The sequence below is a fragment of the Melioribacter sp. genome, assembly GCF_049325435.1.
GTDB lineage: Bacteria > Bacteroidota > Ignavibacteria > Ignavibacteriales > Melioribacteraceae > Melioribacter > Melioribacter roseus.
In genome coordinates this window covers 47,550-66,580 of the sequence record NZ_JBMOLD010000014.1, presented here as the reverse complement: position 1 = coordinate 66,580, position 19,031 = coordinate 47,550, and the positions used below count along the sequence as shown (strand labels likewise).

Below are 19,031 nucleotides of genomic sequence, written 5' to 3'. Positions count from 1 at the left end.
ATATGAACAGGATTCTAATTCTCTTTTTGCTGCCTATACTTACTCTCTCGGCTCAAATTTCTCTTGACGATTATATCGAAAATCCCCGCCGCTTCAGCGAAAATACCGAACCTCATGCGGCGTTGGTTCTCCCTTTTGACAATGTAGACTCGGCTCTTCGTTACTATAAAGAAAATTCGAATCTTGTTCTGAGTCTCAACGGCAACTGGAAATTTAAATGGTTCGTTAATCCTCAGGCTTCACCGAACGACTTTTATAAGAAAGATTTTATTTGCTCGGATTGGAACGACATCAACGTGCCTTCGAACTGGCAAACCGAAGGCTTCGGTTATCTTATGTATCGCAATGTGCCAATGGAATTCGAACCGTACGATCCGCCAAATGTGCCCGACAGTATTAATCCCACCGGTCTTTATAAACGCAGCTTCGAGCTGCCTAATCGGTGGCTGAATGATAAAAAATTATACCTGCGATTCGAAGGCGTCAAATCCGCCGCATTCTTCTGGCTCAACGACAAATACCTCGGGTATCATGAAGACGGTATGACTCCCGCGGAATTCGACATTACGGATAAAGTATCGAAAGGGAAAAATATATTGGCGGTTAGAGTATTAAGATGGTGCGACGGATCGTATCTGGAAGACCAGGATATGTTCCGGTTTTCGGGCATCTACAGAGACGTATTTATCTATGCTAAATCCCGAATAAATATCCGCGATATCTTTATTAAAACCGATCTGGACGAAGAATATAAAGACGCCGTACTTAACATGAATTTATTGGTTAAAAACTATACGGGCTCTCAAAAAGTATTCTCGGTTCGCTATTCGCTATACGATCGTGATAAAAATGTCGTAGCTAAAAATGTGTCCGAAAAATATACCCTCGGTTCCGAACTTAATATCTCGTTGGAAGCGAAAGTAAAAAATCCGCATAAATGGTCGGACGAACGCCCGTATCTATATACGTTGATTGTTGAATTACTCGATGCGGAAGGGAATCCCGTTGAAATTACGAGTAAAAGAGTAGGATTCAGAAAACTCGAAATTAAGAACGGCATCGCGCTTTTGAATGGCGTGCCCGTCTATTTCCGCGGGACTAACAGACACGAGCACGACCCGCGTAAAGGACGCGCCGTGCCGCGTCAAAATATGATCGAAGAAATAAAACTTCTGAAGCGCTTTAATTTCAACGCCGTACGGACGAGCCATTATCCGAACTCGCCCGATTGGTACGACCTGTGCGACGAATACGGAATTTTGTTGATGGACGAAGTAAACGCCGAATGTCATTATACCGAATATGTCTTTCCGTCGCGGGAAGATTATTTCGACGCATTAATGGACAGATTTATTGCAATGGTGCAGCGCGACAAAAATCATCCGAGCGTTGTTATCTGGAGCACCGGAAACGAATGCGGACTCGATAAACCTCATTACGCAATGGCGGAATATATTAAAAAATATGATCCGACTCGTTTTTTAATGCATCAGTCGAACTGGCCCGACGGCGAAGCTCCTTATGTCGATATTATCGGTCCTCGTTATCCCACTCCGGCCGGCTTGAGGACAATCGGGCAAAAAAGCGATAAGCCCGTCGTCATGGGCGAATACGCTCACGCCATGGGAAACAGTTTGGGAAATTATGACGAGTTCTGGGAAACCATTTACGAATTACCGGTTTTGCAAGGCGGATTCGTATGGGATTGGATCGACCAGGGTTTGTTCGTAAAAGAAAAATATGTAAAAGATTATTCCGGCAACGATATTCAGTGCGGCATAATGGGAAGACCGAAATTGGTCGAAGGCGAAAATAACAAAGCGCTTGAACTTAGCGGTCTCGACGACTGGGTGGAAGTTTACGACGACCCGGTTCTCGATTTGAAAAGCAAAGATCTTGAAATTGAAGTTACCTTGATGCCGCGTCGTTTTTATTCGGAAAATCCGTTTGTTACCAAAGCTATGCAATACGGTTTAATTCAATTAAACGCAGATACAATTGCGTTTTATGTTAATGACTACAAAAATTTACTGAAAGCAAAAGCGCCTTCGGATTGGTATAATAAATGGCATAATATAAAAGCTTCTTACGACGGTTCGTCGATGAAGCTTTATATCGATAATAAACTTGCGGCGGAAAAAAGTTATAACGCAGCGATCCGAAGCAAGCCCTATCCCGTTAATATCGGAAGGGACGCATTTAAACATACCGACCAGCATTTGGGGTGGATTTCGAATTATGTCTACGACGAAGTAAAGATATCTTCGAAAGGTATGTCTCTGCTGTGGTTAAAATTCGACGAAATAATAGACGGCGGCGAAGAGTATCTGACATTTGGAATAAGTCCTTTCTGCATAAACGGGATGATTACATCCGACCGAAAACCTCAACCCGAATTATGGCAGGCAAAGAAAAGTATGTCCCCGATTCGATTTTACGCCGTTGACGCGGGCAAGGGAATTTTCCGCGCGGTTAACAAATACGGCTTTACAAATCTTAACGAATTCGATACGGAATGGATATTATACCGGGATAATAAAGTTATTAATAGTGGAAAACTGAATCTGGATGTTCCGCCTCAAAAGGAGAAGATATTCGAACTTCCTGTGGGGGATGTTGATTCCCAATCCGATTACGTACTGGAATTATCGTGCCGTTTGAAAGAAAGCGCTTTTTATGCCGGCAAGGGTTTCGAAATTACGTTCGAACAATTTATTCTGAATGAAAAACCGATTGAATTCGACAGATATTTGAGCGCGTCTTCCGCCGGAAAAGTAAATTATAAAGAAGAGAACGAAAAAGTTATTGTTGAGACGGGCGATAATCGTTTCGTTTTTGACAAAGCTACAGGCAATATTGAAATTGAGAATAATAACGACGTTGTTGTTACTGGTTTGGGCTTTAATCTCTGGCGGGCGCCGATATCCAATGAAAAATCGTTTTGGGGAAAAGCCGAAGCCGAAGACTGGTATCGTATGGGCTTGAACGAGTATTCAAATCATCCGGAAAAGATTAATGTAGAAATCAATGAAGACGGAACTGCAGTGACGATTGAAGCAGTAACGTACACGCGATTTTCATACAGTTACGATCTGATTGAAAATCATTTTAAATACACATTTTTCGGCAACGGAAAGTTATTAATCGACCATAACATATCGCCGTTGGGCAGCTTCGACGTGTCGTGGCTTCCCGCAATGGGACTCAAATTCGAAGTTCCGAATAATTTTGAACAATTAACTTTTTATGGACGGGGACCTCACGAAAATTACGGCGATAGAAAAACCGGACAACGTTTGGGCATACACGAGCTGCGAGTATCCGAAATTGAACAACCTTATTTGGAACCGCAGGAATACGGAAATTTTTCCGATGTAAGATGGTTCGAATTAAAATACGGCAGTGACGCCGTTAAAGTAACGTCCGTTTTGCCGGTTGGCTTTTCGGTTGTGCCTTATAATAATCTCGATAGGGCGGAATATCTGTATCAACTCAAAAAGGGCGACAATTATCGAGTTAGAATCGACTACAAACCTGTTTCGGTAGGCGACACTCCGAATCCGGTAATGCCGCGTTACAGGATCTACCCCTCAGAATACAGGGGCAGACTTTTAATTGAAATACGGTAGTAGGGATTTATAAAGAGACAAAGGGGCGAAATAAAGCCGGCATAAAAAAAATTAATAAGGAAGAAATAAATTTCTTGACAAAAAAAAAGTAAAAAAGTAATTTGCAAACGTTTGCGGGAACGATTGACAGAGTTCGTTTATTTTTTGTTACTTCGGGGGTTAATACTCAAATTAAAAAAATAGCAGGAGGAGGCTATGGGAAAAAAAATCTTACTCTTTATTTCATTCTTCTCGTTTTTATTCGTACAAACTCAATTCTCTTACGCTGCCGGCAGAATATCTGGTAAAGTTACTGATGCGGTAACGGGAGAGGCTCTTATTGGAGCCAACATTATTATCGTTGGCACTAGCCTGGGAACGGCTTCGGATGTGGAAGGAAAATATATAATTTCATCCGTACCCGAAGGGAAGCATATTATCAAAGTTTCTTATATCGGTTATGAACCGAAAGAAACCGAAGTAGAAATCAAGGACAATCAGCACATTCAAATTAATTTTGAGTTGGATGTTGTTTCAGTGGCGGCCCAGGAAGTTGTAATTACAGCGCAAGCCAGCGGTCAGAATGAAGCAATCAACAAACAGTTGTCTTCGGAAAATATTGTAAACGTTGTTTCGTCCGCACGTATTCAGGAATTGCCGGATGCCAACGCCGCCGAATCAATCGGAAGATTGCCCGGTATTTCTCTGGTTAGAACGGGAGGCCAGGCTACTCAGGTGGTTATTCGCGGTTTGAGTCCCGAATACAATCAAATTACAATTAACGGCGTCCCCGTGCCTTCCAATGAAAGCGGCGACAGGCGCAGCATTGACATGCGAATGATTTCTTCGAGTTCCTTGGGCAGCATTGAAGTTTATAAAACCAATACTCCCGATATGGACGCTGCTGTGCTGGGCGGTACTGTAAATCTCGGGATAAGAAAAGCGAGCAAAAATCTTTCCGATAAACCTCTCGGTTTTGCTGATATGCCGGCTATTTCATTCCAGGCTCAAGGCGGCTATACCGACCTGACTAACGAATATAACAATTACAAACTCGATTTGAGTTTTGAAAAACGTTATCTCGATAACCGTTTCGGAGTTTTCGTGCAGGGAATTATTCAGCAGCAAAATCTGACTTCGAATCGTCTGGATGCTAATTATACTCAAATCGCACGAACAATTAATCCGGATTCTCTGGCTTTAACGAGTCTGAATCTCTATTTCTATCCGCGCGAAGAAAAAAGGTATAACGGAACGCTGACGTTTGATTACGACCTGGAGAACGGAAATATCGCTTTGATGAATATGTTGAGTCAGAGCAAATCAAATACGAATTACTATCAACAGCAATACGGACTCGAACGCGGCGGCAATAATGTTCATTATTATGTCAATGAATCTCCCAAGACCATAAACCTTATTTCGAATATTCTTAGCTATAATCAAAAGACTCCGTTCGTAGACATCGACGCTACATTATCGCATTCTTATTCGGAAAACATTTATCCCGATTCCTGGACTATCACTTTCGAACAATTATCCGTAGGCACGAATAAAATTGACGACAAATTGCCTCCCGTCGAAATAGCAAGATTGGCGCACCAGCTTGTCGACAAAGAAGGTTTGGAGCTTAGAAACGTTGAAACGTCAAACAGCTTCTTGAGGCAAAGAGACATACGCGCTTCGATTGATTTTTCGAAAGATATTAATATCTCCGATTTGCTGTCAGTTAAACTGAAAACCGGAGCCATGTATTTATACACTAAACGTAACTATGATTACAATTACGGCTACGGTTATGTCTGGTTTGGAGAGATAGGCAAGAGAATCGTTGAAGCTTTCCCATGGCTGGAAGAATACGGCATTAAACCCGAAACCAACGAAAGAATATTTTTATCGCCATTCTTGGATCCCGATATAAATGTGGGAACATTCCTTAACGGCAATTATACCTTCGACAATACCGTAAATCTCGACTACATGAGGAGAATTAAGGATATAGTCGTAGATTACGGATTGAATCTGGATGCAGCTCCTACGGGCGGAGCGGGCGCATGGGTTCCGAATATGCATTCCTCGCAAGCATGGGATTACTCCGGTAATGAAAAACGAAGCGCAGGATATATTATGGGCACGTTCCGTATCGGCCAGTTTTTGTCGATTATGACCGGTGTGAGATATCAAAATCTGACTACTTCGTATCGGGCGAATAGATTTTACAACGCCAGCGCGTCGAATCCCTATCCTAACGAATTGCCGCATATCGATACGACCGTTACAAAAACTCACGGTTACTGGCTGCCGGCGGTCAATATTAAATTTGATCCGCTTCCGTGGCTCAGTTTAAGAGGCGCTTATACTAATACGTTGGCTTATCCGAATTTTCAGGCTATCGTTCCCTGGATCGACGTCTATACCGGTTCCGTCAGATGGAACAATGTAAATCTGAAGCCGATAAGGTCGGAAAATTTCGACGTTCAGGTATCGGTTTATAACAATGAAATCGGCTTATTCTCATTGGGAGGATTCTTAAAGCGTATTGACGATTTCGTATTTTATTATTCCAGTTATATTATTGATCCTACTCAATACGAAGGCTTGCATAACGTCCCGCAATATCCTAATCTTAACGTAAAAGGTTACTCGCTAGACGCTTATTATAACAACCCCAATACAGTTGAAGTTTGGGGTATTGAAGGCGAGTGGCAAACGCATTTCTGGTACCTGCCTTCGCCTCTCGACGGTCTTGTGCTCAATATCAATTACACGCATGCGTTTTCCGAAGCTAAATATCCGTATACAATTGTCGGCAACACAGGCTTCCCTTATTTCAGACCGACTTATACCGACACCACTTACACTGACCGTTTGATAAATCAGCCGGATGATATTGTTAACGTTTCTTTGGGCTGGGATTACAAAGATTTTTCGATTCTCTTTTCGATGATCTATCAATCCAGAATATTCAACAGTACGAATTACTGGAACGCTCTCAGAACAGATAAAGACAAGTATTTGCGATGGGATGTAGTTGCCAAACAGAGACTTCCCTGGTACAATATTGAGGTGTTCCTGAATTTGAACAACCTTAACGGCGCTAACGATACGTACTTAATGAGAGGTAATAATTTCAAAGACACCGACGAATCCTACGGTCTAAGGGCCGAAATGGGATTCAGAGTTAATTTCCGTTAATGTGAAGAGTTATACATAATAATTATTAATAGACGGATGAATCCGGCTAATTAATTAATCAATCATTAAACGAAGGAGTACACAATGAAGTTAGTTACCAAATTATTCGTGCTTGTGGCGCTTTGTATGTCGTTCACAAGTATACAATCATTCGCACAGCCCAGGGATACGCTTATAGTCCACGCTCTGCCTCCGGGCAATCTCAATAATGTTATTAATGCAGATACAACTACAGGGGGAGAAGCCAGACACGTTTATCTGCTTGCTCAGGACGGTCCCGTCGATACCACCTATTTTATTACCGAGGAAATTAGAGTAAAAAATCTCGACCTTATCGGTAAAATCAATCCGAATACCGGAAATCTGCCGGTTATTGCGCCTTTCATCCGTGAAGATAACTCTTCGCCGGGAAATATTGCCGTTGCTATCAATAACGGGTATATCCATTTTAAAAACTTGTATTTACTGGGAACGCGTACTGACGGTTCTCAGGTTACTCAACAGTGCATAAGTAGCAGCGACAGTTGCAAAATAGTAGTAGAAGGATGCGTAATTGAAAACTTCGGTTCAACCGGCACTCCAAATATAATTAATACATGGAATGCTATCGGTTCCGATATCTTTGTTTATAATACTTTATTCCGCAACAATCAGAGTAATATTCCGCAGAACCCCGGTATGAACTGGGCAGGTCCGGGAGTTAACGCAATCGATACTATGATTGTAAAAAATTGTACTTTCTTTGTAATGGGCGGTAATGTCGAAGGCTCCGGTTCTTCTATGGGATACCTGGAATTCGACCACAATACAATATTCATGCACACCAAATCGTCTCCTTTCTCAATGCGCCAGATGCATAACGCCGTAATTACAAATAACATTTTCTTCAGCGTCTATTCCGCCGGGTTGGATTCCAATCACGCTTATAACGAACAGGTATATAACGCTAACTTCTTCAGTCCTCCCGCAGTAATAACGCTTGACTCATTATACGAGCAGCTGGAAGGCGACCCTTACTTCTTAACGGAAGCCGACAGAAGAATTGTGGTTGAAAATAACGCATACTTCTGGCCCAAGAAAATTGTCGACAATTTCGATATACTCAACAGCGATCCGAAATATCAGCAGGTGGGAGGAAAAATATTGGCTCCTACTTGGGTAGCCACCCGACCGGGCGCCGAACCGCTTCTTGATTTACCGAATATCAGAGTTGCCGAAGAATATAACTTCCATATGGACCCCGGTTTTGACGCCGCTCTAGTCGATGCCGCTGCGGATAGCATGGCTCGATTTGTAAGATATGTATGGGAAAACGGCGGCGACGGAACCGGCTCTAGAAACTTTGTCTATCCCGCAAATCCGATCAATCCGTATGAAGGTGTTCCGTCCGATTGGAAATCTACTAAAGGTTATCCGGTAAGAGAAAATCTGCGCTACACAAACGAAACCCTTTTGAAAGCAGACAACGGCAAACCTCTCGGCGATTTAACCTGGTTCCCCGAAATTCCTACTGACGTAAGAAATATTTCGAACGAAATTCCTTCTGAATATACTCTTAATCAAAATTATCCGAATCCCTTCAACCCTGTAACAAATATCAAGTATTCGATTCCAAAAGCTGGACATGTAACTCTTAAAGTGTTTAACGTACTTGGTCAGGAAGTTGCAACTTTAGTTAACAAAGAGCAATCGCCCGGCTCGTATGTTGTAGATTTCGATGCATCCAGGCTGGCTAGCGGTATCTACCTCTACAGTCTGCAGACTGAAAATACTATAATCACCAAGAAAATGATGTTGATCAAGTAGTCTCCTGTATTGTAACGATCTTGGGTGTTAACCTCCGGTCAGCCGGTTTATTAAGCCGGCTGACTTATTATTATTAATATAAACGTTCCTTTTAATTATGAGTGAAAATCATATTTCATAATTCCCGCGTCGGTCTTCAAAAAAATATCCGGAAAGATTATGGAAAAAAAATTTATTAAATATTATGCGCTCTTCTTTTTAGTGCCATTGTGTAGCGCCACAACCAATAATGCCCAAGACTATACAATCACTATCGATACAACTATTCAGTATCAGACAATAGATAATTTCGGCGCTTCAGATTGCTGGTCTTTTCAAAATATCGGAGAGTGGAGCGAATCGAAAAAAAACGAGGTTGCCGACCTCCTCTTTTCAACAGATAAAGGGATCGGGCTTTCGGCATGGAGATTTAATTTGGGAGGCGGAAAGGAATATAGCAGAATCAGCCACCCGTGGCGTAGCGTCAATACTTACGAAGTTTCGAAAGGAGTTTATGACTGGAATCGGCAGGCAAAAGAAGCCTGGTTTTTGCAAGCCGCCAAACAACGCGGAGTCGAACAATTTATTGCTTTTGTCAATTCTCCTCCCGGAAGAATGACAAGAAACGGATTTACCAACTGCGACGACGGGGTCGGGTCCACTAATTTGAAAGACGGCTATGAAATTGAGTTTGCAACTTATTTAGCCGATATAATTGAACATTTCCGGGATGAAGAAAATATTGACTTCGGGTTTGTAAGTCCGGTTAACGAACCTTACTGGGAATGGAATAACGGCAATCAGGAAGGAAACAGAGCCAGCAACGAGGATATTAAAAAAATCGTAAAGGCAATTCACTCGGAATTCGAAAAAAGAAACCTAAAGACCGAAATCATAATTCCCGAAGCGGGAAGTCTCGAATCCTGGTTTCGCCGCATCGACGGCATTTCCAATAAATACGGAAAACTTTACGGGAATTATCTCGAAGATTTTTGCGATGATACTACCGTCAATAAAATAATCAGTAAAAATTTGTGCGGTCATTCTTATTGGTCGGAACGATTGAACGAAATTTATTCCGATCGATTTAATCTGAGCCTTTATTTGTCGCCCTATTTTTCAAAAGGATGGAAATACTGGATGACGGAATATTGTCAGCTCGAAGGACCGAATGGCGAGGGAGGAAGCGGACGGGATTTGTCGATTAATACGGCTCTGAACGTTGCCCGTATTATTCATTATGACCTTAACGTTTTAAATGCCAGCGCATGGCAATGGTGGACGGCAGTTTCGCCCGAAAATTTCAAAGACGGATTGCTTTATACCGACTACAAAAATCCGGGCGATTATCCTTCGATTTACAGGTCGAAATTGCTCTGGGCGCTGGGAAATTTTAGCAGGTTTATAAGACCCGGCTCGGTGCGTATCGATTGCAAGGGCGCCTCGGATATCAACAATGTAATGGCTTCGGCTTATTGGAATAAAATGAAGAAGAGGGTTATAGTAGTTGCGATTAATATGTCCAATTCTTCAAAAGATTTATTAATCGATTTCAAAGGTTTTCAAAACCAAATAAAGCTTTCTCCATATATTACTACGAACAAATCGGGCGACGATTTGAAAGAGGGAAAGGATTTTTTTTCCGGCGAAACATTTAATATGCCCTCTCGCTCGATCGTAACTTTTGTCGGCGACTTAAATATTATCACCAATTTAAAAGAAGATCCTCAGTCGAATAATACAATTGAATTAGGTCTCTGGCCAAATCCTTTTAATTCGACCTCAAAAATTTCTTTCAATATCAGAAAGAACGAGCATGTTGTAATAGAAGTCTATGACTTACTAGGAAGAAGGGTAGACAAGTTGTGGAACGGCGAGAAAAAAGCGGGTAATTATACTATAACATATAATCCGGGAAATCTTGTCTCAGGGATTTATATCCTCACTATGCACGCGGGCGATAAAACGTTAAACAAAAAGTTTGTGCTATTGAAATAGTATTAAAAACGAGGAACTCAACCATGAAATTAAAGTTAACTCGAAATTTATTGATATTGCTGGTTCTCGCGTCGGTAAATTATTATCCGCAGCAAAAAGGCAGCAGCCTCTTGCTCGACCTCGAAAAAGCGCATTATAAAATCGACAGAAATATCTACGGTCACTTTACCGAGCATTTGGGCAGATGTATTTACGGAGGAATATGGGTCGGTGAGAATTCTTCAATTCCTAATGTACGGGGCATCAGAAAAGATATTGTCGAGGCAATGAAAAAAATCAAAGTTCCGTTTTTGAGATGGCCCGGAGGATGTTTTGCCGACGAATATCATTGGATGGACGGAATCGGTCCGCGTGATAAACGTCCCACCATGATCAATACAAACTGGGGCGGGGTTACCGAAGACAACGGTTTCGGCACTCATGAATTCCTCGACCTTTGCGAACAGGTGGGCTGCGAACCCTATTTCAGCGGGAATCTCGGCAGCGGAACCGTACGCGAACTTTCACAATGGGTCGAGTACGTCAATTCGGATGACGTCAGTCCAATGACGGAATTGAGAAAGAAAAACGGAAGACCGGAACCGTGGAGCGTTAAATTTTGGGGCATCGGCAACGAATCGTGGGGCTGCGGCGGCGACATGGAACCCGATTACTATTCGGATCTCGCCAAAAGATACGGACGCTTTATGAAAGACTTCGGCGATACAAGACTTAATAAAATCGCCGTCGGTCCGAACGGAAACGACTATAACTGGACGGAAGTAGTGATGAAAGAACTCGGCAATTCAGTCTGGGGATTATCGCTCCACTATTACACATGGAATACGGGCGAACACGCTACCGACGTTACCGAAAAAAGCTGGTATTATTCCCTGCACAATACGTTAATGATGAATGAATTGATAGAAAAGCATTCGAAGATTATGGATAAATACGATCCGGGTAAAAGTGTGGCTCTGGTAGTTGACGAATGGGGTATGTGGCACGCGGTCGAACCCGGTACGAATCCGGGCTTTTTATATCAGCAAAACACGCTTCGCGACGCGCTCGTTGCGGGCATCAATTTGAATATTTTTAACAATCATTGCGACAGAGTAAAAATGGCGGCAATTGCTCAGGCGGTTAATGTTTTGCAGGCAATTATTCTTACCGAAAACGAAAAGATGATACTTACGCCGACTTATCATGTTTTCGATATGTATAAAGTTCATCAGGACGCTATTATGATTCCGTCCGTATTGGAAACAGACAGCATTTCCACCGACCGGGGCAATATTCCGAATTTAAGCGTTTCTTCTTCGTTGGACAAGAACGGAAAAATTCATATCACCGTTTGCAATCTGAGCGCAACAGACGACGAAAATCTGATTTGTAATTTAAATGCTTTTTCAGTGAAATCCTGCGAGGGTCAAATTCTTACTGCGGATAAGTTAAACGCGCACAATACTTTTGATGATCCGGATAAAGTCGTTGTTAATTCATTCAACGATTTTAAGATAGGCAAGAATAAAATAGAAATTAACGTTCCTAAACATTCCGTTGTGGCGCTGGAACTGACCGGAGATTTAAATCTGAAATCCGAAAGTATCGATCCGTCAAAAATGAGACCCGGACTTTTATATAAATATTATGAAGGCGAATTCCGCAGACTTCCGGATTTTTACGAACTGAAACCTGTAAGAAGCGGCGCGGTAAATAATGTAGTATTTCCCGAAGGCACGCCCGAATACAATTACGGACTTGTTTTTGAAGGCTATATAAAAATTGACAGAGACGGCCTGTACGAGTTTTACCTTACCTCCGACGACGGTTCTAAATTGACGATCGACAATAAAGAGATTATTCTTAACGACGGCTTGCACGCTATGATTGAAAAATCGGGCGCGCTTTTTCTCAACAAAGGATTTCATAAGATTAACATTACGTTCTTCCAGTTGGGCGGAGGCAGAGGACTTAATCTGAAAATGAAAGCTCCCGGCGGACAGAAAGAAGTAATCGACGACAGACTTCTCTATCATATCGAAGAGTAAACGAGTTTTTTAAATGATGGAAATAAAAAGAAATATATTTAATACCTTCAAAAAAAGAGCGGTTAACTTAATCCTCCCGGGGGTGTTGCTGGCGGCTTGTTCATCCGGATTAAAAACAAATACGACCGACATTGCCGAAGGATGGTCTGCAAACTCGATCAACACGGTAATCTTCAGACGTAATTCCGTTGTTAGTTCGGACAAAAATCAGTACGCAGCGTTTTATGATACAGCCGGTTATGTTATACTTGCCAGAAGGTCGCTCGGTTCAACTGATTGGGAAATAAGAAAAACGCGGTTCAAAGGAAACGTGCTTGACGCGCACAACAGTATCAGCATTATGATTGACGGAGAGGGATTTTTGCATATGGTCTGGAACGAGCACAATTCCGATCTTCATTACTGCGTAAGCAAAGAACCGGAGAGCCTGGAATTAGTTGAAGTAAATCGCATGACGGGTAAACACGAAAACAGCGTTTCGTATCCTCAATTTTATAAACTTCGGAACGGGGATTTGATTTTTGTTTATCGGGACGGCGAATCGGGCAACGGCAATCTTGTAATTAATTATTACAACACTTTAGAAAAAAACTGGGTTATGTTGCACGATAATTTAATAGACGGCGAAGGCAAACGAAACGCTTACTGGCAGCTTGATATTGACGACAACGACGTAATCCATCTTTCGTGGGTATGGAGAGAGACTCCTGATGTAGCGACAAATCATGATATCTGTTATGCCAGATCAAAAGACGGCGGACGCACATGGGAAAAATCGAACGGCGAAAAATATCTCCTGCCTATAACGCTGAAATCGGCGGAATATGCGGCAACAATACCACAACGCAGCGAACTGATTAATCAAACTTCGATGTGCATTGATAAAGAAGGCCGGCCGTATATCGTTAATTACTGGACGCCCGAAGAAAGTAATGTCCCTCAGTATCATCTCGTTTATAACGACGGAAACAGCTGGCAGATAAAACAAATATCCCAATTAAAAACGCCGTTTAGACTGAGCGGCGCCGGAACAAAAAGAATCCCGATTTCAAGACCTTTAATATTATGCGACAAGAACAATTCATTATACCTGATTTACAGGAGTTCCGAAACGGGAAACAGAATTACGCTTTTCGTCTGCAAAGACGGCGAACGCAGTATATGGAAACCGCGCGACATTACTAATTTCCGCGTCGGAATGTGGGAACCGACATACGATACCGAACTGTGGCGAAACTCCGGCATACTGAATCTCTTTGTGCAAAAAGTGGGTCAGGGCGACGCCGAAACAATTGAAAAAATTCCGCCTCAAACAGTTTCGGTTCTGGAAGTGAATTTAACCGAGTGATTTGATGGTTACTTAACAGCGCCCGAAAATATGGCGGCTTGATTGCTTTGAGTTTTTTATTAACCGAAGATGATAGATGATAATACTTTCCTTTTAATTATGCTTACTGGGAGTGAGGTGGCGGAGCTTTAAATATCAGTCTCACGATAATTTCCATTTGCCAGCTATCCTTACAGGTCGTTGGATTAATAATTAAAACTAGAGCGAAAACAAATTACCGGGATACGGAAATGAAAAAAAGGATGATATTTTTAGCGGCAATGTTTTTTCTGATAAGTCAAAGTTATCCGCAGAACTTTGAGAAATTAGAAAGATGCAATGCGTTCGACAAAAATTGGCGTTTTCACCTCGGTGATATTAAAGGAGCGGAGAATCCCGCTTTTGACGATTCTAATTGGAGAGTTTTGAATTTACCGCACGACTATAGTATTGAAGGGAGTTTCGATTCGACGTATGCAAGCGCAACGGGATATTTACCGGGCGGTATCGGCTGGTACAGAAAAGAATTTAGACTGTCCCCAGACGACAAAAATTATAATTACTATCTGCAGTTCGACGGAGTTTATGAGAGAAGCGAAGTTTGGTTGAACGGTCGATTCCTGGGGCGCCGTCCTTACGGCTTCATCAGTTTTTATTACGATCTCACGCCGTATCTCAACTTCGGGGACAAAAAAAATGTAATTGCCGTGCGCGTGGACAATTCGGATGTCGCCGATTCCAGATGGTATACCGGCAGCGGAATTTTCCGGCACGTCTGGCTTTATAAGAAAAACAGAATTCATGTTGCTAACTGGGGCGCTTTTGTTACCTCGCATTTTGTAAATAAAAAGCGGGCGAATGTAAGAGCGGTAACGGAAGTCGAGAACAATACAAACGACGACAAATTGGTGAAACTTCAGAGCATAATTATCGATTCCGAAGGGAATGTTGTAGGGCAAACAGAATCCGAAATAATTATTCCTGCTGGGGCTAAGCACGAATACGACGCTTCCATTAACATCAAAAACCCGCGTCTCTGGTCGATTGAAGAGCCTTACCTTTATCGGTTGGTCAATAAAGTTTACGACGGTAAACTGCTTGCGGATAACGATACGGTTAATTTTGGCGTCAGGACGATACGATTCGACGCTAACGAAGGATTCTTCTTAAACGATAAACCGGTTACGATAAAAGGAGTGTGTTTGCACAACGATGCAGGCCCGCTCGGCTCGGCTGTGCCTGTGCGGGAATGGGAAAGTAGATTGGAACTTATGAAAGAAATGGGAGCCAATGCAATAAGAACGAGTCACAATCCTCCGCCGCCGGAATTGCTGGACTTATGTGACCGTATGGGTTTCCTGGTTATGGACGAAGCGTTTGATGAATGGAAAATCGGAAAGAAAAAATGGATTAAAGGTTGGAATGTAGGTCAGGAAGCAGGCACCACGGGTCTGAATAAGTATTATTCTCAGAACGGCTACGGAGATTATTTCGAAGAATGGGCAAAAAGGGATCTTCAGGATATGGTAAGAAGAGACAGAAATCATCCGTCCGTTATACTCTGGAGCATCGGCAATGAAATCGATTATCCCAACGATCCTTATACCGATCCAACACGGGACAATTACGAACCGTGGCGTCCGCCCGCATTTGAATTAACCGAAATTGCAAAACGACTTTATGATTATATAAAAGAAATCGATACAACCCGTCCGGTAACTGCTGCTCTTGCCAATATTCCGCTTTCAAATGAAATCGGATACGCCCAGATTCTGGATGTTGTGGGCTACAATTATCAGGAGCAATATTATAAACGCGATCACGCAAGGTTCCCCGAAAGAAAAATTATCGGCAGCGAAAACGGCGATTCATACAGCGCGTGGCTTGCAGTTAAAAATAATCCTTTTGTCTCCGGTCAGTTTTTATGGACGGGAATCGATTATTTGGGAGAAGCCGGCAAGTTCCCCTCGCGCAGTAATACTTCTGGCTTAATAGATTTGTGCGACTTCAAAAAACCGGGATTTTATTACAGAAAAAGTTTGTGGACAGAAGAACCGATGGTCTTCGTCTCGGTGACGCCTCCTTACGATACTTTGAATCGCTTCCGGTTTAATACCGTGGAAAGCTGGAACTGGGATAATTATAAAGAAAAAGAATTACAGGTAGTTGCTTTTACAAACTGCGACAGCGTACGGCTCCTGCTGAATAACCGTATGATCTCTACAAAAAAATTATCCGACGCCGAAGACGCTATGATCTTTTGGAAAGTGAAATATGAACCCGGCGAATTAACCGCACTGGCTTATCGAAACGGCAAAGTAGTTGCCAAACATATTATTAAGACCGCATCGGAACCGGAATCGATCATTCTGAAGTCCGACCGATCTTCAATTGAAGCCGACGGCAAGGACATTGCGAGAATTGAAATAATCGTTGTCGATAAAAACGGAAACAGGGTTCCCTACGCCGATAATATAGTTGAAACCGAAGTCGTGGGCGAAGGCATTAATATCGGCTTCGGAAACGGCGATAGCAAGAATCTCGAATCATTCAAATCAAATGCGCACTCGGTCTATCGGGGAAGAGCCCGGCTGTTTGTTCAATCGAACGGCAATAAAGGTAAAATAATCGTGAGGGCAAAATCAAAAAATTTGAAGCCCGGCGAAATTATAATTAACGCAAATTGATAAAGAGGTTTAATATGATAAGAAAAATGCTTCCGGCGGTTTTCTACTTTATTAGCGTTGTCGTAACGGGACAAAATTTTGCCGGCGTAAAGCATATTGATAAAACGGGAAATCATTCCGAAAGTTACCAATCGTTAACATTCGACGGAGCCTGGTGTTGGTTTTCCGACCCGCGCGCGGTTTACTACGAAGGAAAACATCGACGCACTTATGCGGCATGGGTCGACAGCTACGGCGATATTATTATAAGCTTTTACGACCACGATACGAAAAAAATCACAACTAAAGTTCTTGAAGATAATTTCGAAGCGGACGACCACGATAATCCTTCTCTTCTCTTTATGCCGGACGGCAGATTAATGGTCTTTTTTACGAAACACAGCAGTAAATATCCGATTCTTCTTTTTACAATGAAAAATCCCGAGGATATTTCCGCCTGGGAAAAGAAGGAATTAAATCTGAACGACGAAGAAACTTACAAAGGATTTCACAGCAGTTATACGTATGCTAATCCCGTTATGCTTTCAGCGGAAAATGACAGAATCTATTTATTCTGGAGAGGAATCGATTATAAACCAAATTATTCCTATTCCGACGACATGGGAAAAACCTGGAGGAAAAGCAGAATTTTAATTTTACCCGAAAGAATCTACAATCTTCGCAGACCATATTTGAAAGTAACCTCCAACGGAAAAGACAAAATAGCTTTTGCATTTACCGACGGACATCCTCGCAACGAAAGCGAAAACAGCGTCTACTATATGTATTATAAAAACGGCGCTTTCTACGACGCAGAGAACAATGAAATTGGAAAACTCGACGGCGAGCCCGTTAAACCGCAAAATGCCTCGGTGGTTTATGACGCAAAACTTACAAAACAAAAAGCCTGGGTATGGGATGTAGCCCTCGACAGGGAAGAAAATCCCGTAATTGTTTATTCGAAATTTCCCGACGATTCTAACCACGTTTATTGTTATGCGCGCTTTGACGGAAATACCTGGAAAAATTTCGATTTTGTTAACTCGGGCAAATGGTTTCCCGAAACTCCCGAAGGCGCTATCGAACGAGAACCGAATTACTCCGGCGGGATAAGTATCGATCATGAAAATCCGAACGTAGTTTATTTGTCCGTAAAAAGAGATTCCGTTTTTGAAATAGAAAAATGGACGCTCGAAAAAAACAAAAAATGGATTGCGGAAAATATTACGAAAGGCTCGAGCAAAAATAACGTGCGACCCGTTTCGGTTTTAAATGCCGACGCAAATAATCCCTTGCAGGTTTTGTGGATGCAGAATACGCGTTACGTTCACTATACGGACTTTTTCTCGTCAATAAAAATGAATCTCCCTTCTCCAAAGATTACAAATCCGTTTAATGTAGACGAAATAAAAAATTTGATGCGTCAGGCGGCGGATTGGCAGCTGGCAAATCCGATTAAAGAGTCGAAGCTCGACTGGCATTACGGCGCGTTTTATATCGGGCTCGAAGCATTATACGAAACGGTCAAAGAAGACAGATATTTGAACGAAATGATTAACGTCGGTCAAAAACACAAGTGGCGATTACTGAATCATATTTTTAATGCGGACAGACTAACGATTGCCGATGTTTATGCGTGGCTTTACGAAAGGAAAAAAGACCCGGCGATGATCGATATTGCAAAATGGGTAATGGATATCCACAAAGTCCGAACCGTAAAAGCCGACCCGAGATATGATAAAAACGATTATCGTTTTGAATGGTGGACCTGGTGCGACGCCCTCTTTATGGCTCCGCCTTCTTTTGCGAGAATGTATCGGGTAACGGGAGATTCCAGCTATCTCAAATATGCAATTGATCACTGGTGGATTACTTCGGATTATCTTTACTCGAAAGAAGACAGTCTCTTTTATCGCGACGACAGATTCTTCGATAAAAAATCGGAAAACGGAAAAAAGATTTTCTGGTGCCGAGGAAACGGATGGGTGATTGCCGGTCTCGCAAGAATGTTGAATATAATTCCGAAAGACGATCCGTCGCGACCGGAATTTGAAAATCAATTTAAAGAAATGGCTCATAAATTACTTTCGTTGCAACGGGAACACGGTTTGTGGACGGCAAGCTTGTACGATCCGGAACAGCTTCCGATGGGAGAATCGAGCGGCAGCGCTTTTTATACGTATGCGCTCGCATGGGGAATTAATAACGGACTGCTTGATAAAGCTGTTTTCGAACCCGCCGTTAAAAAAGCATGGAAAGCGCTCTGTGCAAACGTTAATGAATGGGGACGACTGGGCTATGTTCAACAAGTTGCAGGCGACCCTTATCCGTTCTACGAGAATCAATGGCAGGTTTATGCAACCGGAGCTTTTCTCCTTTGCGGTAAGGAAATTATAACTTTAGTGGATAACGAATAAAAAAT

8 protein-coding genes and 1 pseudogene are annotated in these 19,031 nt (G+C 42.3%); all 9 read left to right on the top strand.

The features are described 5' to 3' along the window. Nucleotides 1–2: 2 nt before the first annotated feature. The 9 genes and pseudogenes from ACOYVE_RS11400 to ACOYVE_RS11360 all read left to right on the top strand — a co-directional run bounded on the left by ACOYVE_RS11400 (nt 3) and on the right by ACOYVE_RS11360 (nt 19,026). Entirely contained in the window at nt 3–3,629 is a 3,627-nt protein-coding gene (locus ACOYVE_RS11400) for a glycoside hydrolase family 2 TIM barrel-domain containing protein (protein ID WP_422882025.1), read from the top strand. Between the two features lie 195 nt (nt 3,630–3,824). Further along, entirely contained in the window at nt 3,825–6,803 is a 2,979-nt protein-coding gene (locus ACOYVE_RS11395) for a TonB-dependent receptor (protein ID WP_422882024.1), read from the top strand. A gap of 84 nt (nt 6,804–6,887) precedes the next feature. Next, a complete protein-coding gene (locus ACOYVE_RS11390; RefSeq protein WP_014855659.1) occupies nt 6,888–8,609 on the top strand; it encodes a T9SS type A sorting domain-containing protein in 1,722 nt (573 codons plus the stop codon). Between the two features lie 159 nt (nt 8,610–8,768). Beyond that, on the top strand, nt 8,769–10,586 hold the full coding sequence (locus ACOYVE_RS11385; protein WP_422882022.1) for a glycoside hydrolase: 1,818 nt from the start codon (nt 8,769–8,771) through the stop codon (nt 10,584–10,586). A gap of 23 nt (nt 10,587–10,609) precedes the next feature. Next, nucleotides 10,610–12,142 (top strand): annotated as a pseudogene (locus ACOYVE_RS11380) (alpha-N-arabinofuranosidase); the annotation flags it as partial. Nucleotides 12,143–12,187: 45 nt separating this feature from the next. Continuing rightward, nucleotides 12,188–12,616, top strand: a complete 429-nt coding sequence (locus tag ACOYVE_RS11375) for a PA14 domain-containing protein (RefSeq protein ID WP_408606242.1) — start codon at nt 12,188–12,190, stop codon at nt 12,614–12,616. A gap of 16 nt (nt 12,617–12,632) precedes the next feature. Then, the gene (locus tag ACOYVE_RS11370; protein ID WP_422882161.1) at nt 12,633–13,964 is read left to right on the top strand and encodes a BNR repeat-containing protein; all 1,332 of its coding nucleotides are present in this window, start codon (nt 12,633–12,635) and stop codon (nt 13,962–13,964) included. 230 nt (nt 13,965–14,194) lie between these two features. After that, nucleotides 14,195–16,630, top strand: a complete 2,436-nt coding sequence (locus tag ACOYVE_RS11365; RefSeq protein ID WP_422882021.1) for a glycoside hydrolase family 2 TIM barrel-domain containing protein — start codon at nt 14,195–14,197, stop codon at nt 16,628–16,630. Nucleotides 16,631–16,644: 14 nt separating this feature from the next. After that, the gene (locus ACOYVE_RS11360; protein ID WP_422882019.1) at nt 16,645–19,026 is read left to right on the top strand and encodes a glycoside hydrolase family 88 protein; all 2,382 of its coding nucleotides are present in this window, start codon (nt 16,645–16,647) and stop codon (nt 19,024–19,026) included. Nucleotides 19,027–19,031: the final 5 nt, after the last annotated feature.